The following is a 25,342-nucleotide window of genomic DNA, read 5'->3' as shown; positions in this document are numbered from 1 at the left end:
AACACTACCGCAGGCGTTACGCGTTCGCTTCTTTCACTTCGCGAATGCGATCCTGATACTCACGCAGCTTTTGCGGAGTCATCATGCGGCGCTGATCGTCCAGCACGACGCCGCCAACTTCATCGGCAATGTACTGCGCAGACTGGAGCATCAGTTTGAAGTTCTGCATCTCATCGCCATAGGACGGCACCTGCATAAACATGGTAACGCCGGGCGTCGTAAAGTTACCGGTCATCTCGGGATCGAAAGTCCCCGGATTCACCATATTCGCCAGGCTAAACAGCGCCGGGCCACTGCCGTCAGGACTAAGGTGGCGATGGAAAATATTCATGTCGCCAAAGGCGAAACCGGCCTGTTGAATGCTGGCCAGCAGCACTTCACCGCTCAGTTCACTGCCGGGATGCGCGGCAACATTCATGATAATAACGGTCTCTTTACGCTGCGGCTTCTCTGCGACGGCAGGTGCTTCCTGCGGCGCAGGTTCCGGTGCTGGCTGCTGGGCGACCGGCTGCTGCGCTGCCGGTTGCTGAGACAGGGGCTGCTGTACAGGCTGTTGCTGAACAGGTTGAGGCTGTACCGGCTGCTGTTGAATCGGTTGCTGTTGCACAGGCTGGTGCTGAACAGGCTGCGTCGGTGCACTTCTCACCGGCTGAGGTTCAACGTGCGGTGCGGCAGGCTGCTGAGGCGGAGCCTGGCGCAGCGGCTCTTCCGGCTGCACGGGGGCATGCTGGCGAGGCTGAGCAGACGCGTAAGGCGGCTGATACTGGTGCTGCGGCGTTCGCGGAACGTCATGCTCCTGACCCGCACTCGGGGCGTGGCCCGTTTTATGAACACGCACTTCACCCACGCCTTCATCGACGTTATTTTCGGTATCGTCGTCGTAGGACTCATCATCGTCACGACGCGACTTCATGCGTTTCATTGGGCGATCGCGGAACATCGTCGAACGCTCTTTCCGGCTGGTCCAAAAACCGTGAACCAGTAAAGCGATTATGGCGATCGCGCCAACAATGATTAATATCAGACGCAAATCCTGCATCATTATATTCTCTGTTGTTCTAACACCTTGCCACCACGGCAAACATTTACTCACTAAGAGTATTTGCCGTTCACCGCAAGTGCAAGTGCGCACGCAGCTTTCACCGCATAAAGATGTGTAAAATCGTACTTTTTGCTGTTTTTTCGAACATTTCTGAGCTGTGCAGACGGCGCGATACGGATAATATAGCCACGCACCCCATTCGGGGGTCATTAAAGGAGTATAGCCTGACAATGGTTTCAACATCGGTCACCCCACCTCGCAGCGGCGTTTATTATTTTTCCCAGGGCTGGAAGCTCATCACCCTGCCCGGCATCCGGCGCTTTGTGATTATGCCGCTACTGGTCAATATCGTCTTGATTGGCTGTGCTTTTGCCTGGCTCTTTACCCAGCTAGATAGTTGGATCCCGGCGCTGATGAACCACGTACCGGACTGGCTGCAGTGGCTGAGCTATCTGCTCTGGCCCATCGCCGTGATTTCCGTCGTGCTGGTCTTTGGCTATTTCTTCTCAACCATTGCCAACTGGATTGCCGCCCCGTTTAACGGCCTACTGGCCGAGCAGCTTGAGGCGCGGCTGACCGGCGCGACGCCGCCGGATACCGGCATTACCGGTATTGCTAAGGATCTGCCGCGGATCATGAAACGCGAGTGGCAGAAGCTGGCATGGTATCTGCCGCGGGCCGCCGTTCTGCTACTGCTCTACTTTATTCCCGGCATTGGGCAGACGGTCGCCCCGGTGCTGTGGTTCCTGTTTAGCGCATGGATGCTGGCGATCCAGTACTGTGACTATCCGTTTGATAACCACAAAGTGGCCTTTAAAACCATGCGCGGCGCGCTGCGGGCGCGAAAGGTGACCAACATGCAGTTTGGCGCGCTTACCAGCCTGTTTACGCTTATCCCGGTACTCAACCTGGTGATCATGCCTGTTGCCGTCTGCGGTGCCACCGCCATGTGGGTGGACTGCTATCGGACGAAGCATGCCCTGTGGAAATGAATGGTGGAAATGGATGCGCTATTCCGGTCTTATTCCATAGTTGTTGCTATTATTTCTCATCAGCATATAGATATGCGAAATCCTTACTTCCGCATATTCCTTAACCGCGTATGCTGATGTCGTTCCCAAATTCATACAGTTAAGGACGGGCTATGAGTAAGATTTTTGAAGACAACTCGTTGACTATCGGCCACACGCCGCTGGTCCGACTGAACCGCATCGGTAATGGACGCATCCTCGCTAAGGTCGAGTCCCGTAACCCAAGCTTCAGCGTGAAATGCCGTATTGGTGCCAATATGATTTGGGATGCCGAAAAACGTGGCGTGCTGAAAGCAGGCGTTGAGCTGGTTGAACCGACCAGCGGCAACACCGGGATCGCACTGGCTTACGTCGCTGCCGCGCGCGGCTACAAGCTGACCCTGACCATGCCGGAAACCATGAGTATTGAACGCCGTAAGCTGCTGAAAGCGCTGGGCGCGAACCTGGTGCTGACCGAAGGCGCGAAAGGCATGAAGGGCGCGATCCAGAAAGCGGAAGAGATCGTCGCCAGCGATCCGGCTAAGTACCTGCTGCTGCAGCAGTTCAGCAACCCGGCTAACCCGGAAATTCATGAAAAAACCACCGGCCCGGAGATCTGGGAAGATACCGATGGTCAGGTTGATGTGTTCATCTCCGGCGTAGGCACCGGTGGTACGCTGACCGGCGTGTCGCGTTACATCAAAAACACCAAGGGTAAAACCGATCTGATCACCGTGGCGGTAGAGCCGACGGACTCCCCGGTTATCGCCCAGGCGCTGGCAGGCGAAGAGCTGAAGCCTGGCCCGCATAAGATTCAGGGTATCGGGGCCGGCTTTATCCCTGGCAACCTCGATCTGAAGCTGATCGACAAAGTGGTAGCGATTACCAACGATGAGGCAATTAGCGTTGCCCGTCGCCTGATGGAAGAGGAAGGCATTCTGGCAGGGATCTCCTCCGGTGCCGCCGTTGCCGCTGCGCTGAAGCTGCAGGAAGATGAGGCCTTTACCAAAAAGAACATTGTCGTTATTCTCCCTTCTTCAGGTGAGCGCTATTTGAGTACCGCCCTGTTTGCCGATCTCTTCACTGAAAAAGAGCTGCAGCAGTAATCGCGGACAGCGAGAATCGCATAAAAAAGCACCTTTCGGGGTGCTTTTTTGTGGCCCACGTCAAACTTTCAACTCACCTGGCATTGATTCCCCCTGTCGGGTCTGGTATTTAACCAGCACATTTATTTTGAAGCGCGAAATTAATCGAATTGTGACTTTAAACTAGCTGAATCGATTTTAGGATTTGGTTGAAGTCTCGCTTTCGCGGCATAATGTGAGTGACGAGTACTTGCCACGGTCAAAAGTGCCCGCAGCGGATTGCGCAGGCGAACTTTTGCCCCGCGTCCCGTTATGCCGGCGCTAACAATACAGGCTAAAGTTATGCCGCCAGGCTAGACTTTAGATCCACAACACTAAACCTATAAGTTGGGGAAATATAATGTTCCAGCAAGAAGTTACCATTACCGCTCCGAACGGTCTGCATACCCGCCCTGCTGCTCAGTTTGTGAAAGAAGCGAAAGGCTTCACTTCAGAGATCACCGTGACCTCCAACGGCAAAAGCGCTAGCGCCAAAAGCCTGTTCAAACTCCAGACTCTGGGCCTGACTCAGGGTACCGTTGTAACGCTGTCTGCTGAAGGCGAAGACGAGCAGAAAGCCGTAGAGCATCTGGTAAAACTGATGGCTGAACTCGAGTAAGTTCCGGGTTCTTTTAAAAAATCAGTCACAAGTAAGGTAGGGTTATGATTTCAGGCATTTTAGCATCCCCGGGTATCGCTTTCGGCAAAGCACTGCTGCTGAAAGAAGACGAGATCGTCATCGACCGGAAAAAAATTTCTGCTGATAAGGTTGATCAGGAAGTTGAACGTTTTCTGAGCGGTCGTGCCAAGGCATCCGCGCAGCTCGAGACGATCAAAACCAAAGCTGGTGAAACCTTCGGTGAAGAAAAAGAAGCCATCTTCGAAGGCCACATCATGTTGCTGGAAGATGAGGAGCTGGAGCAGGAAATCATAGCCCTGATTAAAGATAAAAACATGACGGCTGATGCAGCTGCGCATGAAGTTATCGAAGGTCAGGCAACTGCCCTGGAAGAGCTGGACGACGAGTACCTGAAAGAGCGTGCGGCTGACGTACGCGACATCGGTAAACGCCTGCTGCGCAACATCCTCGGCCTGGCGATCATTGATCTGAGCGCTATTCAGGACGAAGTGATTCTGGTGGCGGCGGATTTGACCCCGTCGGAAACGGCACAGCTGAACCTGAACAAGGTGCTGGGCTTTATCACCGACGCTGGCGGACGCACCTCCCATACCTCCATCATGGCGCGCTCCCTTGAGCTGCCTGCCATTGTGGGAACCGGTAGCGTCACCGCCCAGGTGAAAAACGACGACTATCTGATCCTCGATGCGGTGAATAACAAAGTTTACGTTAATCCGACCAACGATGAGATCGAAAACCTGCGTAACGTGCAGGAGCAGGTTGCTTCCGAGAAAGCCGAACTGGCGAAGCTGAAAGATCTGCCGGCGATCACCCTTGACGGCCATCAGGTCGAAGTGTGCGCCAACATTGGTACCGTGCGTGACGTAGACGGTGCCGAGCGCAACGGCGCAGAAGGCGTAGGCCTCTACCGTACCGAATTCCTGTTCATGGACCGTGACGCGCTGCCGACTGAAGAAGAGCAGTTTGCTGCCTATAAAGCAGTGGCAGAAGCGTGTGGCTCTCAGGCAGTCATTGTCCGTACTATGGACATCGGCGGCGATAAAGAGCTGCCGTACATGAATTTCCCGAAAGAAGAGAACCCGTTCCTCGGCTGGCGCGCCGTGCGTATCGCCATGGATCGTAAAGAGATCCTGCGTGACCAGGTTCGCGCTATTCTGCGTGCCTCCGCGTTCGGCAAGCTGCGCATCATGTTCCCGATGATCATCTCTGTTGAAGAAGTGCGCGTGCTGAAGAAAGCGATCGAAACCTTCAAGCAGGAGCTGCGTGACGAAGGTAAAGCCTTTGACGAGAGCATTGAAGTGGGCGTCATGGTAGAAACCCCTGCCGCTGCCACTATTGCCCGTCACCTGGCGAAAGAAGTCGATTTCTTCAGTATCGGCACCAACGACTTAACCCAGTACACCCTGGCCGTTGACCGCGGTAATGATATGATCTCCCATCTGTATCAGCCGATGTCGCCGTCTGTATTGACCTTAATTAAGCAAGTTATTGATGCTTCTCATGCTGAAGGTAAATGGACCGGCATGTGTGGAGAGCTTGCAGGCGACGAACGTGCTACACTTCTGTTGCTGGGGATGGGTCTGGATGAATTCAGTATGAGTGCCATTTCTATCCCGCGCATTAAGAAGATTATTCGTAATACGAACTTCGAAGATGCGAAGGTTTTAGCAGAGCAGGCTCTTGCTCAACCGACAACGGACGAGTTAATGACGCTGGTTAACAAGTTCATTGAAGAAAAAACAATCTGCTAATCCACGAGATGCGGCCCAAATTACTGCTTAGGAGAAGATCATGGGTTTGTTCGATAAACTGAAATCTCTGGTTTCTGACGATAAGAAAGATACCGGAACCATTGAGATTATTGCTCCGCTGTCTGGCGAGATCGTCAACATCGAAGATGTGCCGGATGTGGTGTTTGCTGAAAAAATCGTTGGTGATGGCATTGCTATCAAACCAACCGGCAACAAAATGGTTGCGCCTGTTGATGGCACCATTGGCAAGATTTTTGAAACCAACCATGCCTTCTCTATCGAATCCGATAGCGGCATCGAGCTGTTCGTTCACTTCGGTATTGATACCGTTGAACTGAAAGGCGAAGGTTTCAAACGTATCGCCGAAGAAGGCCAGCGCGTTAAGGTTGGCGATCCGGTGATCGAGTTCGATCTGCCGCTGCTGGAAGAGAAAGCCAAGTCTACCCTGACGCCGGTTGTTATCTCCAACATGGATGAGATCAAAGAGCTGAACAAGCTGTCCGGTAGCGTAACCGTGGGCGAAACCCCGGTGATCCGCATCAAGAAGTAATTCTTGCCGGAATGCAAAATGGCACCCACACGGGTGCCATTTTTGTTTCTTATCTTGATTAAATCAGACTGGTAATATCAATTCATCGTAACCAGCCTGCTGGGTATAGCGCATTACCGCTGTTACCCGGTCGCCTGCGCGGCCAATCGCCTCTGCCACGCTCGTCCCCTGCACGATATGGCTCACCAGCTCAGAACAGAAGAGATCGCCCGTACCTTTCAGATCGGTGGCTACCCGTGGGTGAGCGCTGATGGTCACCGCATCTTCGGTAACCAGCACAACGTGGATCGCATTCGGGTCACCGGCCACGGGCGCGCTGGTAATAGCCACCCATTTGAGCGTCTCTGACAGCAGCCCTTTCGCCGCGGCAACTGCGCTTTCAGGATCCCGGCACGGCTGGCCACTCAATATCTCCAGCTCATAGACGTTGGGGGTGATGCCCTGGGCCAGCGGCAGCAGATGCTGACGATAGGCCTCAGGAATGTCAGGATGTACGTAGGTGCCGCTGTCGATATCACCGATCACCGGGTCCACCAGGATCAGCAGATCCGGATGCGTCTCTTTTACCGTACGGAGCCACTGCGCCAGCAGCGCAATCTGGCTGGCGCTGCCCATATAGCCGGTGGTCACCGCCTTCAGCTCACGCAGGATCTCTCTCTCCTCCAGCGCTTTCAGATAGCCGCTGAACCACTCATCCGGAATGACGCCGCCGTAGAAGGTGTCGTAGTGCGGCGTATTGCTGAACAGCACCGTCGGTACCGCCGTGACGGCCAGCTGATGCTGACGAATATTGGGTACGGCGATGCTGTTACCAACGCTGCCGTAGACCACCTGAGACTGCACCGCCACGATATCCGTCTGCTGCGCTCGGGTCTTATCCCGAAATAAGATCATTTCCATAATTGTTAAATCCCCGCCCCCTGGGCATAGCTCTCCTCACCAAACACGCCGGTTGAAAGGTAGCGATCGCCACGGTCGCAGATAATCGCCACCACTACCGCCCCCGGATTTTCATTGGCCACGCGAATTGCACCTGCAACCGCGCCGCCGGAGCTCACGCCGCAGAAGATCCCCTCCCGCACCGCCAGCGCCCGCATGGTGTTCTCAGCGTCGCGCTGGTGGATATCCAGCACCGCATCGACCAGCGAGGCGTTGAAAATGCCCGGCATGTACTCCGCTGGCCAACGGCGGATCCCGGGAATGCTGCTCCCCTCTTCCGGCTGCAGGCCAACGATGGACACCGGTTTCGCCTGTTCGCGCAGAAAGCGCGATACGCCGGTAATGGTGCCGGTCGTGCCCATGCTGGAGACAAAATGGCTGATGCGACCGCCGGTCTGCTGCCAGATCTCTGGTCCGGTGGTGGTGTAGTGGGCGTAAGGGTTGTCGGGATTATTGAACTGGTCGAGAAGCTTACCCTCCCCGCGCTGGGCCATCGCCGCAGCCAGGTCCCGCGCCCCCTCCATCCCCTGCTCACGGCTCACCAGAATCAGCTCCGCGCCGTAGGCGTGCATCGCTGCACGTCGCTCCTGGCTCATATTGTCCGGCATGAGTAGCTTCATGCGGTAGCCTTTGAGTGCGGCGATCATTGCGAGGGCGATGCCGGTGTTGCCACTGGTAGCCTCAATCAGTACGTCGCCGGGTTTTATCTCACCCCGCTTCTCTGCCTGTACAATCATCGAAAGCGCGGCCCGGTCTTTCACCGAGCCGGCAGGATTATTTCCCTCCAGCTTGACCCAGATTTCACTGCCGTTGTTGGGCGTCATACGCTGAAGTTTTACCAGGGGGGTATTGCCGATGGTGTGTTCGAGTGTGTTCACGGTTTTTACTCAATAAAAAAGCCGGGTGGCGCTATCGCTTACCCGGCCTACAAGACGCTGTGATAATTGTAGGCCCGGTAAGCGCAGCGCCACCGGGCGATAAACATACTCGTTAAACTATCAGGCAGAGTGCGCCAGAGCAAGATCCCCTGGCTCGGCAAGACGCTCCGTGCCATGGTAGAGGCGAGCATTTTGCAGGCCGATGAACAGACGCTCACCGCGCTGCGGCGCATCTTCGCCACGCAGCACCACCGACAGCGGTTCGTCATACCAGCCCTGAGGCTGCACCACCAGCTGGGTATAGTGCCCTTTCGGGCTGGCCTCAACGACCACGACCGGCAGCGGTGCGTCCAGGCTGGTACGGCGGCTGATATCCACTTCCCACGGACGCAGGAAGAGATCGACCTCGCCCTGGTGCGCCGGGGTGTAACCCAGCGGCCAGCGGTGCGCGCCGACGTGGAACTGGCTGCCGCGCACCACGCCGTGCAGACGGTTTACCTCGCCCATAAACTCCAGCACGAAGCGGGTCGCGGGTTCACGCCAGACCTGCTCCGGGACGTCAACCTGCTCGATGTTCCCCTGGCTCATGACCACCACGCGGTCGGCCACTTCCATCGCCTCTTCCTGATCGTGGGTCACGAAGACGCTGGTGAATTTAAGCTCTTCATGCAGCTCACGCAGCCAGCGGCGAAGCTCTTTACGTACCTGGGCATCCAGCGCGCCGAAAGGCTCATCCAGCAGCAGGATCTGCGGATCCGGGGCCAGGGCGCGTGCCAGGGCAACGCGCTGCTTCTGCCCGCCGGAGAGCTGGGCCGGATAGCGATCGGCCAGATGCGCCAGCTGCACCATCTCCAGCAGCTTAGTCACCTTGGCTTTGATCGCCGCCGCGTTCGGCCGCTCGCGTCGCGGCAGCACCGTCAGGCCAAAGGCGATGTTGTCGAATACCGTCATATGGCGGAACAGCGCGTAGTGCTGGAACACAAAGCCGACCTTACGGTCGCGGGCGTGCAGACGCCCCACGTCGGTGCCGTGAAAACGAATATGTCCGCTGGTCTGGTGCTCGAGCCCGGCAATAATACGCAGCAGCGTGGTTTTGCCCGAGCCAGAAGGCCCCAGCAGCGCCACCATCTGTCCGGAAGGGATATCCAGCGAGATATCATTCAGCACCTGGGTGCGACCAAAAGACTTCTTAATATTGGCAATCTCAATGCTCATGATTTCCCTCCTGTTGCGCGCGTTTCTCTTGGTTATGTAAACGCCACTGCAACCCACTCTTTAAGAACAGGGTCAAAATAGCCATTAACGTCAGCAGGGCCGCGGCGGTAAAGGATCCCACCGTGTTGTAGTCCTGCTCAAGTAACTCAATCTGTAGCGGCAGTGACAGGGTTTCGCCGCGAATAGAACCGGACACCACCGATACCGCCCCGAATTCGCCGATGGCGCGGGCGTTGGTCAGCACCACGCCGTAGAGCAGCGCCCAGCGAATATTCGGCAGCGTTACGCGGCGGAACATCTGCCAGCCCGACGCACCCAGCAAAATCGCCGCCTCGTCCTCGTGGCTGCCCTGGCTGAGCATCACCGGCACCAGCTCGCGTACCACAAACGGACAGGTAACGAAAATGGTCACCAGCACCATGCCGGGCCAGGCGAACATAATCTGTAAATTGTGCTCATCAAGCCAGCCGCCAAGCGGGCCGTTGGAGCCGTAAAACAGCAGATAGACGAGGCCCGCCACCACTGGCGACACCGCAAACGGAATATCGAGCAGGGTCAGCAGCAGCTGACGACCGGGGAAATTAAAGCGGGTCACCAGCCAGGCGAGCAGCGTCCCGAATACCAGGTTAACCGGGACGGTGATCAGGGCAATCAGTACCGTCAGCCAGATCGCGTGGAGCATATCCGGGTTGGCGAGGTTCTCCAGCACCGGCATCAGCCCTTTACTGAAGGCCTGCACGAAAATGTAGACCATCGGCACTACCAGGATAAATGCCGAGATCAGCATTCCGGTACCGATCAGAAACCATTTACCCCAGTTAATCCGGGAACGATCGTGTTTCAATTGGGAGATTTCCGCCATTAGTGACCTACCACTCGTCGACCAAAGCGACTTTGCAGAGTATTAATTGAGAACAGCAGCAGCAGTGAGGCCGCAAGGATCACCGAGGCAATGGCGCTCGCCGCCGGGTAGTCAAACTCCTGTAGGCGGACAAAGATCATCAGCGAGGTCACTTCGGTTTTCCAGGCGATGTTGCCGGCGATAAAGATCACCGCACCGAACTCGCCAAGGCTGCGGGTAAACGACAACGCCACGCCCGCCAGCAGCGCAGGGGAAAGCTCAGGCATCACGACTTTGCGGAAGCTTTGCAGCCGCGTCGCGCCCAGCGTCTGAGCCGCTTCCTCATACTCCGGCCCTAGCTCTTCCAGCACCGGCTGCACCGTCCGCACCACAAAGGGGATGCTGGTAAAGGCCATCGCCACGGCAATGCCGAGCCAGGTATAAGTCACTTTAATATCAAACTGCGCCAGCCACTGACCGTAGAAGCCGTTGACGGAAAAGAGCGAGGCGAGGGTCAGACCCGCTACCGCCGTCGGCAGGGCAAACGGCAGATCCATCAGCGCATCCAGCAGGGTGCGCCCAGGAAAACGGTAGCGCGTCAGGATCCACGCCATCAGCAGGCCAAAGACGCCGTTGAAAATCGAGGCGACAAAGGCCGACAGCAGCGTGACCTTATAGGCGGCGACAACCTGCGGGTTGGTCACCACCTCCCAGTACTGCGCCCAGCTCATCTCCGAGAGCTGCATAACCAGCGCGCTAAGCGGCAGGAGCAGGATCAGGCAGACGAACAGCAGGCTGGTCCCGAGGCTGAGGGTAAAGCCGGGCAGCACGCGTTTTGAAGCCACTGCAAACATTAGCTACGCCCCGCCGCCAGCAGCTTGTCCAGCTCACCGCCGCTTGTAAAGTGCGTTTTCATCACCTCTGGCCATGAGCCAAAGCGATCTTCCACCTTAAACAGCTCGGTCTGCGGGAACTTGTCCTTCAGCTTGTTCATCACGTCAGGGTTATTCACCCGATAGTAGTAGTCAGTAATGATGGTCTGCGCCTGCGGGCTATAGAGGTAGTTCAGGTAGGCTTTCGCCGCCTTCTCCGTGCCGTTGGCCTTCACGTTTTTATCAACCCATGCCACCGGGAACTCCGCCAGGATGTTGACCTTCGGGACCACAACCTCAAAGCCCTGGTCTTCGTACTGTTTACGAATAGTGTTCACTTCGGATTCAAAGGTGATGAGCACGTCGCCGAGACCACGCTCAACGAAGGTGGTGGTGGCCCCACGGCCGCCGGTATCAAACACCTCAACGTTTTTCAGGAACTGGGTCATGAACTGTTCGGTTTTTGCCTTATCGCCGCCGTCGGCTTTATCCGCCGCCCCCCATGCCGCCAGATAGGTATAGCGGGCGTTGCCGGAGGTTTTCGGATTCGGGAAGATCAGCTTGACGTCAGAGCGCACCAGGTCGCTCCAGTCGTGGATATTTTTTGGGTTGCCCTTGCGCACCAGGAACGCCATCGTGGAGTAGAACGGCGAGCTGTTGTTGGGCAGGCGGCTCTGCCAATCCGCAGGGATCAGCTTGCCTTTATCATGCAGGATCTGCACGTCGGTGATCTGGTTATAGGTCACCACGTCTGCTTTGAGCCCCTGCAAGATGGCCAGCGCCTGTTTGGAGGAGCCCGCGTGAGACTGCTTGATCGTCAGCTTATCGCCGCCGTTCTCTTTCGCCCACTGCTGCTCAAACGGCGGATTAAGGGCGGCAAACAGCTCGCGAGAGACGTCATAGGAGCTATTGAGCAGCTCCGTTGCCTGCGCCTGCGCTACCAGCAACACTGAAGCGGCAAGCGTCAGATATCCTTTTTTCAGTAAGTTAACGGCCATTGCGCACCCTTATATCTGTGATGACTATCAAAAACACAGTTTATTTATAAGCAGTACGAAAGGAGTAACGGTTTTATATACCGTTTGGTGATTTGCAAGCAGAAAAGAGCATAAGCGATGCTCGGGTTAACTGACTCCTGTCCGGGCATCGCTTACAGGGCTGTATCATCTGGCGCGATAGAGATAGCGGTTACTCGCGCCGCGCTTTTTGATCTCCCGGTAGACCATGCGCAGCCTGACCAGAATGGTTAAGATAAACCCCACCTGCTTTCTGTTGAGATCGGAGAACTCACACACGTCGGTCACCGTATAGAGAAGCCGCGGATTCTCGTGAAACAGAAAATAGACTTTTTTTATCAGCTCCAGATGTACCGTTTTTGAAAAATAATTTTTAATATCCATATGCTCTATATTCACTATGAATAAATTTATTATTTATGCTTAAAGCCTGAACCGATAAGTCACGCTCATCTCTCCGCAAAGAGAATTAGCGCGTTGCGAATGCCCATTATAAAGTTTTGGCGTAGTGTAATCTGACTCTTGCTCGTGATGCCAACCGTAGCCGCCATTTAAGTAGACAGACCAGTTTTTAGCCGGATCCCAGTTGCTGTACATCCCCAGCTGCCCCTGACGCAATGTTTCCCCTTCATAATCGAATTCACTGTAGTTCATCCGCACACCCACCGAGAGATCGGGGGTAAATTTATACTCAGCGGCTAACGCCAGCATAGTTTCACCGTCGCGGACGTAATCGATATCCGCATAGGCCGGGGAATTAAAACGCCCACGGGCATTACCAATGACGTTACGGGTAAATTGCCCCACGCCGTTTGTTTTCTTGGCCTCGGTATAGGTTAAACCACCCACTATTTTCCAGGGCGTTTGCGGAATGCGCCATTCGATAGTGGCCGAGTAGTGCCAGGCCCGCTTATCGAAATCCTGTTTCCCCCTCGCGGTGCTGGAGGTGGTTCTTTTCGCATCGCTACCATACTCCTGCTCATAAATTTGCGTCCCGAGGGTAATATCGGGAAACGCATCCCACCAGCCCTCGAACCCCTGCTTAAAAAGCAGGTCATCGGCTACGCCATAGAAGTAGTAAACTTTCAGGGGTTTACTCTTATAGTTGATGCCCCCAGTGATCACGTGATCGACATTGCGGCTCTCTCCGTTGCCATCACGGATATACATCCTATCGATATTAGGGCTATCACGCCGCATCACCTTCCCGTCGAGAAACAGCGTATCAACGCTGACATTATCGATGGCCGTATTGGCATACCAGCCTGAGTGAGTGTTGAGGGACATGCGCTGTGAGTTAGAGAAGATGCCGGTATTCTTGATGGTAAACCAGCCGCCTTTGACGTTCACTTTAGCGCGGAGAATATCCATTTTCAGCTTCGCGTAGCGCTGACCAATTTTGGTATAGCCTTTGGCTTCACCGTCATCATCATAGAGAATGGCACGGGAGGCAAAGTTATCACTGGCCCCTAATTTTGCGGCGCTGTAATAAGAGGCGTCAAAGCCAATTATGTCCGCGAAATACCCGGAGGTATAGTCAACGGTCAGCCCCTGAGCCCAAGCCTGCTGAACAGCGGTTGCATATCGCTCTTCCTCATTATCGTAACGGTTTTCCGTCTTTAAATACTTCCACATATTCCTGGCAGAAATATCAAAGGTGGAATCGGCAAAAAACGGATCGTCGGCAAGGCTCTTTTCCCAGTCGTTTGCATTGACATCTGCTGCAAAAAAACAGCATGGCGAACATGCTATTAATAATAGCTTTTTGATTGTCATCATAAATCCTTTTAAACATATTTTTGTAATAAATAATGCTTTTAGAAATTATTAAGAAATAAATGCTAATAATGCGGGCAGGGAAAATAATCTAAATTACGAAGTTAAAAAGGGAGAGCAGTCACATTTGAAAGGTCGGAAAGACTTTACCACATACCACATCCTCCCCTGCCTGCGCAAAGAGGCAGAGGAGGTGCAGGCGTTACAGCGCGAGCAGACGGTCTAACGACGGGGCAAAATAGTAGCCGCCGGTAACCGGGCGGGTGAAGCGCAGCATAGCGTCGCGCTTGCCGTCAGTATCACCAAACATGCTCAGCAGCTGCTGTTCAATATTGTAGAGGCGGGCGCAGTAAGCGCAGAAATAGAGCCCGTGCTTGCCGCTTGCCGTACCGTAAGGCAGGCTCTGGCGGACGATTTTCAGCCCCTTGCCGTTCTCTTTCAGATCGACGCGGCTCAGGTGCGAGGTAATCGGCCGGGCGTCGCCGTCGATCTCTTCATTGGCCTCTTTGGTGCGGCCAATCATCATCTCCTGATCCGGCACGCTCATCCGGTTAAGCTGCTTGAGGTTATGCTCCCAGCGCTGGACGAAGACGTAGCTGCCGCCTGCGTCAATGCCCTCCTGAATCACGGCCACCTCGGTGCGCTTGTCGCTGCCCGCCGGGTTCTCTGTGCCGTCAACAAAACCGCTCAGGTCGCGATCCTCTACCCAGCGGAAGCCGTGGGTCTCCTCTTTAACCTCCAGCGCGTCGCCAAACGCTGCCAGCGCCGCCTGGGCGACAGAGAAGTTGACGTCGTGACGCAGAGAGAGAATGTGGATCATCACATCGTACTGGGTGGCCGGGGCCAGCCCTTTGCCGTAGGGAACGAACGCTTTTAGCTCTTCCGCCCCTTCCCCACCGCTCAGTTCGGGCCAGACACGATGACCAAAGGCCACCACCGCCCCGAGATTCGCCTCAGCAAAGGCGAGCTGGAAGTTAGCCAGCTTATCGGCAAAAATTTTACTGCCTTCGCGCAGGGCGTTAACGTCGCCCTTTACGTTCGCTTCGATCCAAATCGCCGCCCGGCAGTGTTCTGGCAAAATGCCGCTTTGAACCTGAGACATCGCTACTCCTCTAAAAAAAACATGCCGCGCAGCCGCGGCATTGATGGCGCTATTGTACGCGCTTTTTCAGAGAACCAGGATTGTTCCGATCAATTAACGACGCCAAATAATCTTACTCAGGGTCCATTTTTTCAGCTCGTCGTCCGGCGGCATTAAGCCCTCCGGGCCGTTCCAGCTGCCGGTAAAGACATAGCTGACGTGCTGGCTACCCTGAGCCTTACACTCCACGCCGCCGCTGTCGTCGCCGGTGGCTTTGGTGCAGTTGCCGTAGGCTTTGTCATACAGTTCGCTGAAAGGCATGCCGACCCTGGCCCCGGTGTCGCTCTCAATATTGCTGTCGAGCACATCGATACGGCTCACTTTGCCGTTTTCACCGTTAACGATCAAGGCGACCTTATCCCCGTCCAGCGCCTCATAAAAGCGGATCACATTGCCGCCCTGGTCAGCGCGCATCCCGCTGCGCAGGCGGTAGTCACCGTCCAGCGCATCGGCGATAGAGGCCTCATCCAGCGCGGTATCCGCCGTCAGCGCCCCGACGCCTTCGTCGGTCACCTCTGATGAGGAACCAAACCAGTTCCAGGGGTTGGCTGCCGACCAGTTCACCGACCCGAGGGTCGAACAGCCGGTCAGGGCCAGCGGCAGGACGCAGAGAAGCATACGCAGCGATTTCATGGCTTAAATCCTTTCGTCTTGGTTGACTAAAACTCAATACTCTTCATCTTCAATCAGGCGTTTGCCGAGGTTGACGACGTCGGCATGCTCATAGCCGAGGCGCTCGTACATCCCGAGTACGAGGTCGTTCTCTTCCCGCACCTGAATGTTAATCTTTGGGCAGCCACGGGCGATCAGCTTCTTCTCCAGACGGTTAAGCAGCGCGTTGGCGATCCCCCGGCCCCGGAACTCCGGGTGTACCCCAAGGTAGTAGGCCGAGCCGCGATGGCCGTCGTAGCCGCCCATTACCGTGCCGACCACTTCCCCCCCGACCTCGGCCACCAGAAACAGGCTAACGTCATGATTCAGCTTGCGTTCGATGTCCATCTCCGGATCGTTCCATGGCCGCAGCAGGTCGCAGCGCTCCCACAGGGTGATCACCTCTTCGAAGTCGGCCTGGCGAAAAACGCGTATCTCCATGGTATGTACCTGCCTTCAGGATCAAAAGGTTGATTATGGCGTGAAGTGCCCGTGAAGCCAATATGCGGCGAAATGACAACGAAAAAATGGCATAATAGTGGACTGTCACGTATTGAAATGAAAAATAAAGCAATTCAAACCGTGCCGTGTCGTAATCTTGTAGGCGATACGCTAAAACACCAGGGACGCAGGAATACATTTCGGGTCGTATGAGCACATTTAAACCATTAAAAGTACTTACATCGCGTCGTCAGGTTCTGAAAGCAGGTCTGGCGGCATTGACACTGACAGGCACGTCGCGGGCCATCGCCAAAGATGAGTCAACGCTGAAAACCGGTAACGGGCATACTAAGCCGAAGGCCAAGAAGGCCGGAGCCAGGCGCGTGGTCATGCTCGACCCTGGACATGGCGGGATCGACACCGGTGCCATCGGTCATAACGGCTCGAAAGAGAAGCACGTGGTGCTGGCGATCGCCAAGAACGTGCGGGCGATCCTGCGCAGTAAAGGCATCGACGCGCGGCTGACGCGTACCGGGGATACCTTTATCCCGCTTTACGACCGCGTGGAGATTGCCCACCAGCACGGGGCGGATCTGTTTATGTCGATCCATGCCGACGGCTTTACCAATCCCGATGCAGCAGGCGCGTCGGTATTTGCCCTCTCCAACCGGGGAGCGAGTAGCGCCATGGCAAAATACCTCTCCGATCGCGAGAACGCCGCCGATGACCTGGCCGGTAAAAAGGCCCGCGATAAAGATCACTATTTACAGCAGGTGCTGTTTGACCTGGTGCAGACCGACACTATCAAGAACAGCCTGACCCTTGGCTCGCATATCCTGAAGCAGATCAAGCCGGTGCACCGCCTGCACAGCAAGCACACCGAGCAGGCAGCGTTTGTGGTGCTGAAGTCCCCCTCCGTCCCCTCGGTGCTGGTAGAGACTTCCTTCATTACTAACCCTGCTGAAGAGCAGCTGCTGGGCACCAAGGCGTTTCGCCAGAAGATCGCCTCGGCCATTGCCTCCGGCGTGCTGAGCTACTTTAGCTGGTTCGATAATCACAAAGCGCACTCGAAGAAACGTTGATGAGCAAACCTGACGCAAACACCGTTAAAGCCTTTTTCCTTCAGCTGCAGGACAGGATCTGCCAGCAGCTCTCCGCCGTCGACGGCAGCGACTTCTTTGAAGATAACTGGCAGCGTGAGGCTGGCGGCGGCGGGCGCACCCGCGTTCTGCGCGACGGCGGCATCTTCGAGCAGGCAGGAGTCAACTTCTCCCACGTGCATGGCGACGCCCTGCCCGCCTCGGCAACCGCGCACCGCCCGGAGCTGGCAGGACGCAGCTTTGAAGCCATGGGCGTTTCTCTGGTGGTGCATCCCCACAATCCCTACGTGCCAACCAGTCACGCCAACGTGCGCTTCTTTATTGCCGAGAAGCCGGGTGAGGATCCGGTCTGGTGGTTTGGCGGCGGCTTTGACCTCACGCCCTACTACGGCTTTAGCGAGGATGCCGTACACTGGCACCGCACCGCACGGGATCTCTGCCAGCCGTTCGGCGAAGAGGTCTATCCGCGCTACAAGAAATGGTGCGACGACTACTTCTATCTGAAGCACCGCCACGAGCAGCGCGGCATCGGCGGCCTCTTCTTTGACGATCTCAATACGCCAGACTTTGACCAGTGCTTCGCCTTTGCCCAGGCGGTAGGCGATGGGTATACCCAGGCCTACCTGCCGATTGTCCAGCGGCGGAAAGCGATGGCGTACGGCGATCGCGAGCGTAACTTCCAGCTCTATCGCCGGGGTCGCTACGTTGAATTTAATCTGGTGTGGGATCGTGGAACGCTGTTTGGCTTACAGACCGGCGGGCGTACGGAGTCGATCCTGATGTCGATGCCGCCGAAGGTGGCGTGGGAGTATAACTACCAGCCGCAGGAGGGCAGCCCGGAAGCCGCCCTCAGCGAGTTTATCAAAGTGAAAGAGTGGATTTAACGTTCTTATAGCGGCTGCGTCTGCGCCTCCACCACCGCCAGCGCTACCATATTGACGATGCGGCGGACGGAAGCGATAGGCGTCAGCACGTGCACCGGTTTTGCTACGCCCATCAGCACTGGCCCGACAGTAACGCCCTCCGAGCTGGAGACGCGAAGTAAGTTGTAACTAATGCGCGCCGCCTCGACGTTAGGCATAATCAAAATATTGGCCGAGCCTTTCAGCGGGCTGTCCGGCATCCGGTCCTGACGAATGCTCTCTACCAGCGCGGCATCGCCGTGCATCTCCCCGTCAATCATCAGGTGCGGATCGCGCTCACGTACTTTCGCCAGCGTCTCGCGCATCTTGCACGCTGCCGGTGAGTTCGACGAGCCGAAGTTCGAGTGCGACAGCAGAGCTACGCGCGGCTCAATACCGAACCGGCGCACGGTCTGGGCCGCCATCAGGGTAATGTCCGCCAGCTGCTCCGGCGTCGGATCGTCGTTGACGTAGGTGTCGGCAATAAAGGTGTTGCCGCTCGGCAGCAGCAGCGCATTCATCGCCCCTGCCGTCTGCACCCCGTCACGGTAGCCAAACAGCTGTTGCACCACGCTAAAGTGCTCGTGATAGTCGCCGATGGTGCCGCAGATCATTGCATCCGCCTCGCCGCGCTGAACCATGATCGCCCCAATCACTGTGGTATTGCTAATCACTGCCCGCTGGGCCTGCTCCTGGGTGATGCCGCTGCGCTTCATGATGTTGTAGTACTCGCTCCAGTACTCTTTAAAGCGCGGGTCGGATTCGTTATTGACGATCTCAAAGTCGATGCCGGGACGGATCTGCAATCCCAGCTTCTGGATACGCATCTCGATGACGCCGGGGCGACCCACCAGGATCGGCTTCGCCAGCCCGAGGGTGACCAGCTCCTGGGTCGCGTGCAGAACCCGCGCCTCCTCCCCTTCCGCCAGCACCACCCGCTTCGGATCGTTGCGCGCCTGAGAGAAGACAGGCTTCATAAACAGGTTGGTTTTGTAGACAAATTCAGTGAGCTTATCGACATAGGCAGTAAAGTCGGCGATGGGCCGCGTCGCGACGCCGGAGTCCATCGCCGCTTTCGCTACCGCCGGGGCGATCTTGACGATCAGGCGTGGATCGAAAGGTTTGGGGATCAGATACTCAGGGCCGAAGCTCAGATCCTGATCGCCATAGGCCGAGGCTACCACTTCGCTCTGCTCGGCGTGGGCCAGTTCGGCAATGGCGTGCACCGCCGCCAGCTTCATCTCTTCGTTGATCGCGGTAGCGCCCACGTCGAGCGCGCCACGGAAGATGAAGGGGAAGCAGAGCACGTTATTGACCTGGTTAGGGTAGTCAGAGCGCCCGGTACAGATGATGGCGTCCGCACGTACCGCTTTCGCCACCGGAGGCAGGATCTCCGGCTCCGGGTTCGCCAGAGCGAGGATCAGCGGCTGGCGCGCCATCTGCTTCACCATCTCCTGGGTCAGCACATTTGGCCCCGAGCAGCCGAGGAAGATGTCGGCGTCCTGCATCACCTCTGCCAACGTGCGCTTGCCGTTATCCTCAATGGCGTAGGCGGCCTTGGTTTCGGCCATTGGCGTCTCGCGGCCCTGGTAGATCACCCCTTTGGAGTCGCACACCACGATATTGTGCTTCTGCATCCCCAGCGCCACCAGCAGGTTCATACAGGCGATGGCCGCAGCCCCTGCACCGGAGACCACCATCCGCACGTCGGAGAGGTTCTTCTCTACCACCCGCAGACCATTGAGAATAGCCGCGGTGCTGATGATCGCCGTGCCGTGCTGGTCGTCGTGGAATACCGGAATATTCATCCGCTCGCGCAGCTTCGCCTCAATATAGAAGCACTCCGGCGCTTTGATATCCTCAAGGTTAATGCCGCCGAAGGTCGGCTCCAGGGCCGCCACCACGTCGATAAACTTATCCGGATCCAGCTCATCGACCTCGATATCAAAGACGTCGATGCCGGCAAATTTCTTAAACAGGACGCCCTTGCCCTCCATCACCGGTTTGCCTGCCAGCGCACCGATATTGCCCAACCCCAGCACCGCCGTGCCGTTGGAGACGACCCCCACCAGGTTGCCGCGAGCGGTATACTTAAAGGCTGCCAGCGGATCTTTTTCAATCTCCAGACAGGGGGCGGCGACGCCCGGCGAGTAGGCCAGCGCTAAATCGCGTTGCGTAGCGAGCGGCTTGGTCGGGGAGACCTGAATTTTTCCGGGGATGGGGAACTCGTGAAAATCGAGGGCACTCTGTTTTAACTGGTCGTCCATTATGATGTTCCTTTCACGTATCGTTTTTAGGGGTGAAGCGTGATAGCGCTCCTGACGCGCCCCTTAGTATCGCCGTTGAGCGCGGCATAAACTTTGAACGCTGCCAAACTCTGACCACCCCGCCGCAAAATTTGTTATCAATATATATCAACGCTGTTATGCCCTTACGCCAGCAAACCGGTGTCCGTCTGCTATGCTTTTTTGTTATGCATGTTCTATTTTCCACGAAGGTGTGAACCAACGCACTCACGTAAGCTTTTGCTTTTCAAGGAGTATTGTGTATGAACTACTTAGACGGCATCAAACAGTTCACCACCGTCGTTGCCGACAGCGGTGATATCGAATCCATTCGCCACTACCAACCGGAAGACGCCACCACCAACCCCTCCCTGCTGCTGAAAGCCGCGGCGCTGGAGCACTTTTCGCACCTGGTCGACGATGCGCTGGAGTACGGTAAAGCGCGCGGCCAGACCCAAGAGCAGCAGGTTGCCGAAGCCAGCGACAAGCTGGCGGTGAATATTGGTGCGGAAATTCTGAAAAGCATTCCGGGCCGCGTCTCTACCGAAGTTGATGCCCGCCTCTCCTTTGATAAAGAGAAGAGCATCGCCAAGGCGCGCCGTATCGTGCAGCTCTATGAGGAGCTGGGCATCGACAAGTCACGCATTCTGATCAAGCTGGCCTCCACCTGGGAGGGGATCCGCGCCGCAGAAGAGCTGGAGAGAGAGGGCATCAAGTGTAACCTGACCCTGCTCTTCTCCTTTGCCCAGGCTCGGGCCTGCGCCGAAGCGGGCGTCTACCTGATCTCCCCGTTCGTAGGACGTATCTACGACTGGTACCAGCAGCGTAAGCCGCAGGATCCCTACGTGGTTGAAGAGGATCCGGGCGTGAAATCGGTACGTAATATCTACGATTACTACAAGCGCAACCGCTATGAAACCATCGTGATGGGGGCAAGCTTCCGCCGTATCGAACAGATCGTCGCTCTGGCCGGTTGCGACCGCCTGACCATCTCTCCGTCTCTGCTTCAGGAGCTACAGGACAAAGAGGGTACCATTGAGCGCAAGCTGGTCCCGACCTCACAAAGCTTCCCACGTCAGGAGCCGCTGACCGAAGCAGAATTCCGCTGGGAACATAACCAGGATCCGATGGCGGTAGAAAAACTCTCTGACGGTATCCGCCAGTTCGCCGTTGATCAGCGCAAACTCGAAGATCTGCTTGCCGCTAAACTTTAATTTTTGTCATGGAGTGAAATATGTCTCGTAAAGAGCTTGCCAACGCCATTCGCGCCCTGAGCATGGACGCGGTACAAAAAGCTAACTCCGGCCACCCCGGCGCGCCAATGGGCATGGCCGATATCGCTGAAGTGCTGTGGAACGATTTCCTCAAGCATAACCCGACCGATCCGACCTGGTACGACCGCGACCGTTTTATTCTCTCCAACGGTCACGCCTCTATGCTGCTCTACAGCCTGCTGCACCTCTCCGGCTACGATCTGCCGATTGAGGAGCTGAAAAACTTCCGCCAGCTGCACTCCAAAACGCCGGGCCACCCGGAGATCGGCTATACGCCAGGCGTTGAGACCACCACTGGCCCGCTCGGCCAGGGGCTCGCTAACGCGGTGGGGCTGGCGATTGCCGAACGCACGCTGGCAGCGCAGTTTAACCAGCCGGGACACGAGATCGTCGATCACTTCACCTACACTTTTATGGGCGACGGCTGTCTGATGGAGGGGATCTCCCACGAGGTCTGCTCTTTAGCGGGCACGCTGGGGCTGGGCAAGCTGATCGGTTTCTATGACCACAACGGCATCTCCATTGACGGTGAAACCGAAGGCTGGTTTACCGACGATACCGCCAAACGCTTTGAAGCCTACCACTGGCACGTAGTGCATGAGATTGACGGTCACGATCCAGAGGCGATTAAAGCAGCCATTCTTGAAGCGCAGAGCGTGAAGGATAAACCGTCGCTGATCATCTGCCGAACGGTGATTGGCTTTGGCTCGCCGAACAAAGCGGGTAAAGAGGATTCCCACGGCGCGGCGCTGGGGGAAGAAGAAGTTGCTCTGACCCGCCAGAAGCTGGGCTGGAAGCATCCGGCCTTTGAGATCCCGAAAGAGATCTACCAGGCGTGGGATGGCCGCGAACGCGGTGAGAAAGCCCAGCAGTCGTGGAAAGAGAAGTTTGCTGCCTATGAGAAGGCGCACCCCGAGCTGGCAGCGGAATTTTCCCGTCGCATGGGCGGTGGCCTGCCGGAAAACTGGGAGCAGCTGACCCAGGAGTACATCACTAAACTTCAGGCTGAGCCTGCGAAGGTCGCTACCCGTAAGGCATCCCAGAACGCGCTTAACCAGTACGGCCCGGCGCTGCCAGAGTTGCTGGGAGGCTCCGCGGACCTTGCGCCAAGTAACCTGACCATCTGGTCTGGGTCAACGTCGCTGAAAGAGGACCCGGCCGGGAACTACATTCACTACGGCGTGCGCGAGTTCGGTATGACCGCCATCGCCAACGGTATTGCCCACCACGGCGGCTTCGTGCCTTATACCGCAACCTTCCTGATGTTCGTCGAGTACGCACGTAACGCTGCGCGCATGGCGGCGCTGATGAAGGCGCGTCAAATTATGGTTTATACCCATGACTCCATCGGTCTGGGGGAAGATGGCCCGACGCACCAGGCGGTTGAACAGCTCGCCAGCCTGCGCCTGACGCCGAACTTCAGCACCTGGCGTCCCTGTGACCAGGTCGAAGCCGCCGTCGGCTGGAAGCTGGCGATTGAGCGGCACAACGGCCCGACCGCGCTGATCCTCTCTCGCCAGAATCTTACCCAGATGGAGCGTACCCCGGAGCAGGTGAAAGCGATCTCCCGCGGTGGCTATATCCTGAAGGACAGCGATGGTCAGCCGGATCTGATCCTGATCGCCACCGGCTCGGAGATTGAGATTACCGTGAAGGCAGCGGATCAGCTGAGCGCCGAAGGTCACAAGGTGCGGGTAGTTTCTCTGCCATCGACGGATATCTTTGATGCTCAGGATGATGAGTACCGTGAGTCGGTGCTGCCGTCAGACGTCAGCGCCCGCGTGGCCGTTGAGGCCGGGATTGCCGACTACTGGTACAAATATGTCGGCCTGAAGGGGGCCATTGTTGGGATGACCGGCTACGGCGAGTCCGCACCGGCCGATAAGCTGTTCCCATTCTTTGGCTTTACCGTTGAGAACGTGGTCGCTAAAGCGAAAAAAGTGCTTAACGTGTGATCCACAGCGTGGGCCAGGCGTCTGGCCCATGCCAGTTGTCACAGCTTGGCTCTTCTGCATAGCGCACCAGACGAAAGCGCTGGCCGTCAAAACGCCAGCGCGTCTGGATACCGCAATCCGCCAGCCCGCGACCTTTGGCAAGCGTTGTCAATTCGCGGGCTTTCTGATCGAATTCAGCATTCATTAGCTCCATCTCATCGTTGCCGCTGCCGGGAGTAAAGGGGAGGCGCAGGCGCACCGCTTTGGTCGCGTAGGGTTTATGACGCGAAACCATCCAGGCGAGATCCACCGTATTGTAGGCTCCCGCCTCGCAGCTCACGATCAGTAGCGCTTTATCGTCGGTGAGTGCCGTCACGCGCACCTCTCGACGCATCGGATCCAGCGAACACTGGCTGCTGTTCATCCGCATGCTGCCGTAATCCAGCAGGGAATCCATCTCTTCACGAGTCAGCGGCGTCGGCGTCGGGTTCACCACTGCTACCCCTTTCAATGCTGGGGCAGGCGGCACGCTCAGCGAAGGATTGCCTCCTTTTTTGATCCACGCCGTTTCGCTGCCGACGCGTTTTTGCTGGGCATCAATAAACAGCAGCGCCGCCTTGAGCCCAACCAGGGATATCGTGCCCTGTCCGTCCTTGAGGGTTATCGCCTGCGCATTCTGAATAGTCTGTAGAAAAACGTTGATAGTCGGCGCATGCTCGGTGATCAACCGCCACGGCGAAATCGCCCAGTGCTGAGCCTCCAGCCGCAGCGGTATACCGTCGAGCAGCAGGCGTGGTGCAACGGGCGGCTCTTTTGCCGATGGCGTCTGGCTCCCGCCAAGCTCGATACGCAGCTGCGCATCGGTTCGTGCTCCCGCGCTGCGCGTCAGGGTCATGACGAGTCCATAGTGCTCGCCGGTATTGCGTGCTACGCAGAAATTTTGATTATTACAGGTGACCTGCCAGTCGGAAAAATTCTGCTGGGCGGGTGCCGCCCACGCAAACGAGGCGACAAACAGATTAAGCAATAGCAGCAGCAAAACGCGATAACGCATGAACGGTACAACCCCAGAAGTAGAAGCGTAGCAAATAAACAGGGTATCTTCGTCGTCATGGGGTAGCCGACTCAATCGGATTTATCGGATAGATTTATTCTAAATACATGTTATTAACCCGATTAATATCAAGACATTAGACCGGAGGCCTGTAAATATTGCAGTAATATCACTGCCTTAGCGTCACGTATCTCTCCGCTGGCTACTGCCTCCAGGGCCTGAGTGAAAGGCATCTCAATGACTTCAATATCCTCATCTTCTACGCCGCCGCCCGCGTTAGCCTTCAAGCTGTCGCTGTATTCGGCAATAAAAAAGTGAACAATTTTAGTTACGCCGCCAGGGGACATATACAGTTCAAAGACCTTGCGCACTTCGCCGACCTCGTAACCCGTCTCCTCCATCGCCTCTTTACGTGCGCACACCTCCGGCGCATCGTTGTCCAGCAGTCCGGCGCAGGGCTCAATCAAACGTCCATCTTCGTTGCCGTTCACCCATGTAGCGATGCGGAACTGACGAACCAGCACCACGCTGCATTTCTCTCGGTTATAGAGCAGAATGGTTGCCCCGTTGCCACGATCGTACACCTCGCGGCGGTGGCGGATCGTTTCCCCGTTGCGGCGAGTCAGATCGTAGGTGATATTGCGTAATACGAAGTAATTTTCAGAGAGGATCTTATCTTTGATAACGTCTATTTTCAGCGACATACGGGCCCTATACGGTAAGTGTGAGCCCCTATTTTACGCTTTAGGGCCAGCCTTGTCGCGCCAGCTAATCTTCACCACCTGCGCAAACAACGTGATAATTTACACTTTCTCCTTTTTTTCTCCACGTTTAGTCAGGCGATTACCGTTAAAGTGGCATAAAGCAATGTAGAGTTATAAAGCACAATAAAAGAGGTCTCCCTTC

The 25,342-nt window shown here is 56.3% G+C and carries 24 protein-coding genes; 9 read left to right on the top strand and 15 right to left on the bottom strand.

All coding sequences use genetic code 11. The features are described from left to right. Positions 1 to 16: 16 nt before the first annotated feature. On the bottom strand, positions 17 to 1,042 hold the full coding sequence (gene zipA, locus FN633_RS13235; RefSeq protein ID WP_154058015.1) for a cell division protein ZipA: 1,026 nt from the start codon (positions 1,040 to 1,042) through the stop codon (positions 17 to 19). A gap of 230 nt (positions 1,043 to 1,272) precedes the next feature. On the opposite strand from zipA, the gene cysZ reads away from it, so the two are divergent. The 5 genes from cysZ (at position 1,273) to crr (ending at position 6,117) form a co-directional block, all read left to right on the top strand. Next, on the top strand, positions 1,273 to 2,034 hold the full coding sequence (cysZ, locus tag FN633_RS13230) for a sulfate transporter CysZ (protein WP_154058014.1): 762 nt from the start codon (positions 1,273 to 1,275) through the stop codon (positions 2,032 to 2,034). A gap of 152 nt (positions 2,035 to 2,186) precedes the next feature. Continuing rightward, positions 2,187 to 3,158 (top strand): cysteine synthase A, encoded by a 972-nt coding sequence (gene cysK / locus FN633_RS13225; RefSeq protein ID WP_154058013.1) that lies wholly within the window; start codon positions 2,187 to 2,189, stop codon positions 3,156 to 3,158. Positions 3,159 to 3,537: 379 nt separating this feature from the next. Then, on the top strand, positions 3,538 to 3,795 hold the full coding sequence (ptsH, locus tag FN633_RS13215; RefSeq protein ID WP_002913505.1) for a phosphocarrier protein Hpr: 258 nt from the start codon (positions 3,538 to 3,540) through the stop codon (positions 3,793 to 3,795). A gap of 44 nt (positions 3,796 to 3,839) precedes the next feature. Continuing rightward, a complete protein-coding gene (gene ptsI / locus FN633_RS13210; RefSeq protein ID WP_154058012.1) occupies positions 3,840 to 5,567 on the top strand; it encodes a phosphoenolpyruvate-protein phosphotransferase PtsI in 1,728 nt (575 codons plus the stop codon). A 40-nt stretch (positions 5,568 to 5,607) separates the two neighbouring features. Further along, a complete protein-coding gene (gene crr / locus FN633_RS13205) occupies positions 5,608 to 6,117 on the top strand; it encodes a PTS glucose transporter subunit IIA (RefSeq protein ID WP_042389417.1) in 510 nt (169 codons plus the stop codon). 63 nt (positions 6,118 to 6,180) lie between these two features. Here crr and pdxK read toward each other — a convergent pair whose 3' ends face one another. The 11 genes from pdxK to FN633_RS13150 form a co-directional block, all read right to left on the bottom strand. Next, the gene (gene pdxK, locus FN633_RS13200) at positions 6,181 to 7,017 is read right to left on the bottom strand and encodes a pyridoxine/pyridoxal/pyridoxamine kinase (RefSeq protein ID WP_154058011.1); all 837 of its coding nucleotides are present in this window, start codon (positions 7,015 to 7,017) and stop codon (positions 6,181 to 6,183) included. A 5-nt stretch (positions 7,018 to 7,022) separates the two neighbouring features. After that, a complete protein-coding gene (cysM, locus tag FN633_RS13195) occupies positions 7,023 to 7,934 on the bottom strand; it encodes a cysteine synthase CysM (protein ID WP_154058010.1) in 912 nt (303 codons plus the stop codon). 120 nt (positions 7,935 to 8,054) lie between these two features. Continuing rightward, the gene (gene cysA, locus FN633_RS13190) at positions 8,055 to 9,149 is read right to left on the bottom strand and encodes a sulfate/thiosulfate ABC transporter ATP-binding protein CysA (RefSeq protein ID WP_154058009.1); all 1,095 of its coding nucleotides are present in this window, start codon (positions 9,147 to 9,149) and stop codon (positions 8,055 to 8,057) included. Then, positions 9,139 to 10,011, bottom strand: a complete 873-nt coding sequence (cysW, locus tag FN633_RS13185) for a sulfate/thiosulfate ABC transporter permease CysW (protein ID WP_154058008.1) — start codon at positions 10,009 to 10,011, stop codon at positions 9,139 to 9,141. The genes cysA and cysW overlap by 11 nt, the downstream gene beginning before the upstream one ends. Continuing rightward, positions 10,011 to 10,844, bottom strand: a complete 834-nt coding sequence (gene cysT / locus FN633_RS13180; RefSeq protein WP_042389399.1) for a sulfate/thiosulfate ABC transporter permease CysT — start codon at positions 10,842 to 10,844, stop codon at positions 10,011 to 10,013. The genes cysW and cysT overlap by 1 nt, the downstream gene beginning before the upstream one ends. Further along, positions 10,844 to 11,860, bottom strand: coding sequence for a sulfate ABC transporter substrate-binding protein (locus FN633_RS13175; RefSeq protein ID WP_154058007.1), 1,017 nt, complete (start codon positions 11,858 to 11,860; stop codon positions 10,844 to 10,846). Before FN633_RS13175 ends, cysT begins: the two co-directional genes overlap by 1 nt. Before the next feature lie 165 nt (positions 11,861 to 12,025). Then, the gene (locus FN633_RS13170; protein ID WP_154058006.1) at positions 12,026 to 12,262 is read right to left on the bottom strand and encodes a hypothetical protein; all 237 of its coding nucleotides are present in this window, start codon (positions 12,260 to 12,262) and stop codon (positions 12,026 to 12,028) included. Positions 12,263 to 12,301: 39 nt separating this feature from the next. Then, entirely contained in the window at positions 12,302 to 13,657 is a 1,356-nt protein-coding gene (locus FN633_RS13165; RefSeq protein WP_243731505.1) for an OprD family outer membrane porin, read from the bottom strand. A gap of 199 nt (positions 13,658 to 13,856) precedes the next feature. Continuing rightward, complete coding sequence (locus FN633_RS13160) at positions 13,857 to 14,756, bottom strand: Dyp-type peroxidase (protein WP_154058005.1); 900 nt, start codon at positions 14,754 to 14,756, stop codon at positions 13,857 to 13,859. A 93-nt stretch (positions 14,757 to 14,849) separates the two neighbouring features. Next, positions 14,850 to 15,428 (bottom strand): RpoE-regulated lipoprotein, encoded by a 579-nt coding sequence (locus FN633_RS13155; protein ID WP_154058004.1) that lies wholly within the window; start codon positions 15,426 to 15,428, stop codon positions 14,850 to 14,852. A 33-nt stretch (positions 15,429 to 15,461) separates the two neighbouring features. Next, a complete protein-coding gene (locus tag FN633_RS13150; RefSeq protein ID WP_144818210.1) occupies positions 15,462 to 15,887 on the bottom strand; it encodes a GNAT family acetyltransferase in 426 nt (141 codons plus the stop codon). A gap of 209 nt (positions 15,888 to 16,096) precedes the next feature. Here FN633_RS13150 and amiA point away from each other — a divergent pair, with 209 nt between their 5' ends. Both amiA and hemF read left to right on the top strand, forming a co-directional pair. Continuing rightward, positions 16,097 to 16,969: an N-acetylmuramoyl-L-alanine amidase AmiA gene (gene amiA, locus FN633_RS13145; RefSeq protein ID WP_154058003.1), complete on the top strand. Its 873-nt coding sequence runs from the start codon at positions 16,097 to 16,099 to the stop codon at positions 16,967 to 16,969. Beyond that, the gene (gene hemF / locus FN633_RS13140) at positions 16,969 to 17,871 is read left to right on the top strand and encodes an oxygen-dependent coproporphyrinogen oxidase (protein WP_154058002.1); all 903 of its coding nucleotides are present in this window, start codon (positions 16,969 to 16,971) and stop codon (positions 17,869 to 17,871) included. Before amiA ends, hemF begins: the two co-directional genes overlap by 1 nt. Positions 17,872 to 17,876: 5 nt before the next feature. Here hemF and maeB read toward each other — a convergent pair whose 3' ends face one another. Beyond that, positions 17,877 to 20,156, bottom strand: coding sequence for an NADP-dependent oxaloacetate-decarboxylating malate dehydrogenase (gene maeB, locus FN633_RS13135; RefSeq protein WP_154058001.1), 2,280 nt, complete (start codon positions 20,154 to 20,156; stop codon positions 17,877 to 17,879). Positions 20,157 to 20,437: 281 nt separating this feature from the next. Here maeB and tal point away from each other — a divergent pair, with 281 nt between their 5' ends. Together tal and tkt are read left to right on the top strand one after the other, a co-directional pair. Further along, positions 20,438 to 21,388: a transaldolase gene (tal, locus tag FN633_RS13130; RefSeq protein ID WP_144818206.1), complete on the top strand. Its 951-nt coding sequence runs from the start codon at positions 20,438 to 20,440 to the stop codon at positions 21,386 to 21,388. 20 nt (positions 21,389 to 21,408) lie between these two features. Beyond that, positions 21,409 to 23,403, top strand: coding sequence for a transketolase (gene tkt / locus FN633_RS13125; RefSeq protein WP_154058000.1), 1,995 nt, complete (start codon positions 21,409 to 21,411; stop codon positions 23,401 to 23,403). Here tkt and FN633_RS13120 read toward each other — a convergent pair. Both FN633_RS13120 and nudK read right to left on the bottom strand, forming a co-directional pair. After that, positions 23,393 to 24,436, bottom strand: coding sequence for a DUF1176 domain-containing protein (locus tag FN633_RS13120; RefSeq protein ID WP_154057999.1), 1,044 nt, complete (start codon positions 24,434 to 24,436; stop codon positions 23,393 to 23,395). The genes tkt and FN633_RS13120 overlap by 11 nt on opposite strands. A gap of 128 nt (positions 24,437 to 24,564) precedes the next feature. After that, positions 24,565 to 25,140: a GDP-mannose pyrophosphatase NudK gene (nudK, locus tag FN633_RS13115; RefSeq protein ID WP_154057998.1), complete on the bottom strand. Its 576-nt coding sequence runs from the start codon at positions 25,138 to 25,140 to the stop codon at positions 24,565 to 24,567. Positions 25,141 to 25,342: the final 202 nt, after the last annotated feature.

The sequence above is a fragment of the Pseudescherichia vulneris genome, assembly GCF_902164725.1.
Classification (GTDB): Bacteria; Pseudomonadota; Gammaproteobacteria; order Enterobacterales; family Enterobacteriaceae; genus Pseudescherichia; species Pseudescherichia vulneris.
The sequence above is the reverse complement of the archived record's forward strand: the minus strand, read 5'-3'. Positions and strand labels throughout refer to the sequence as shown.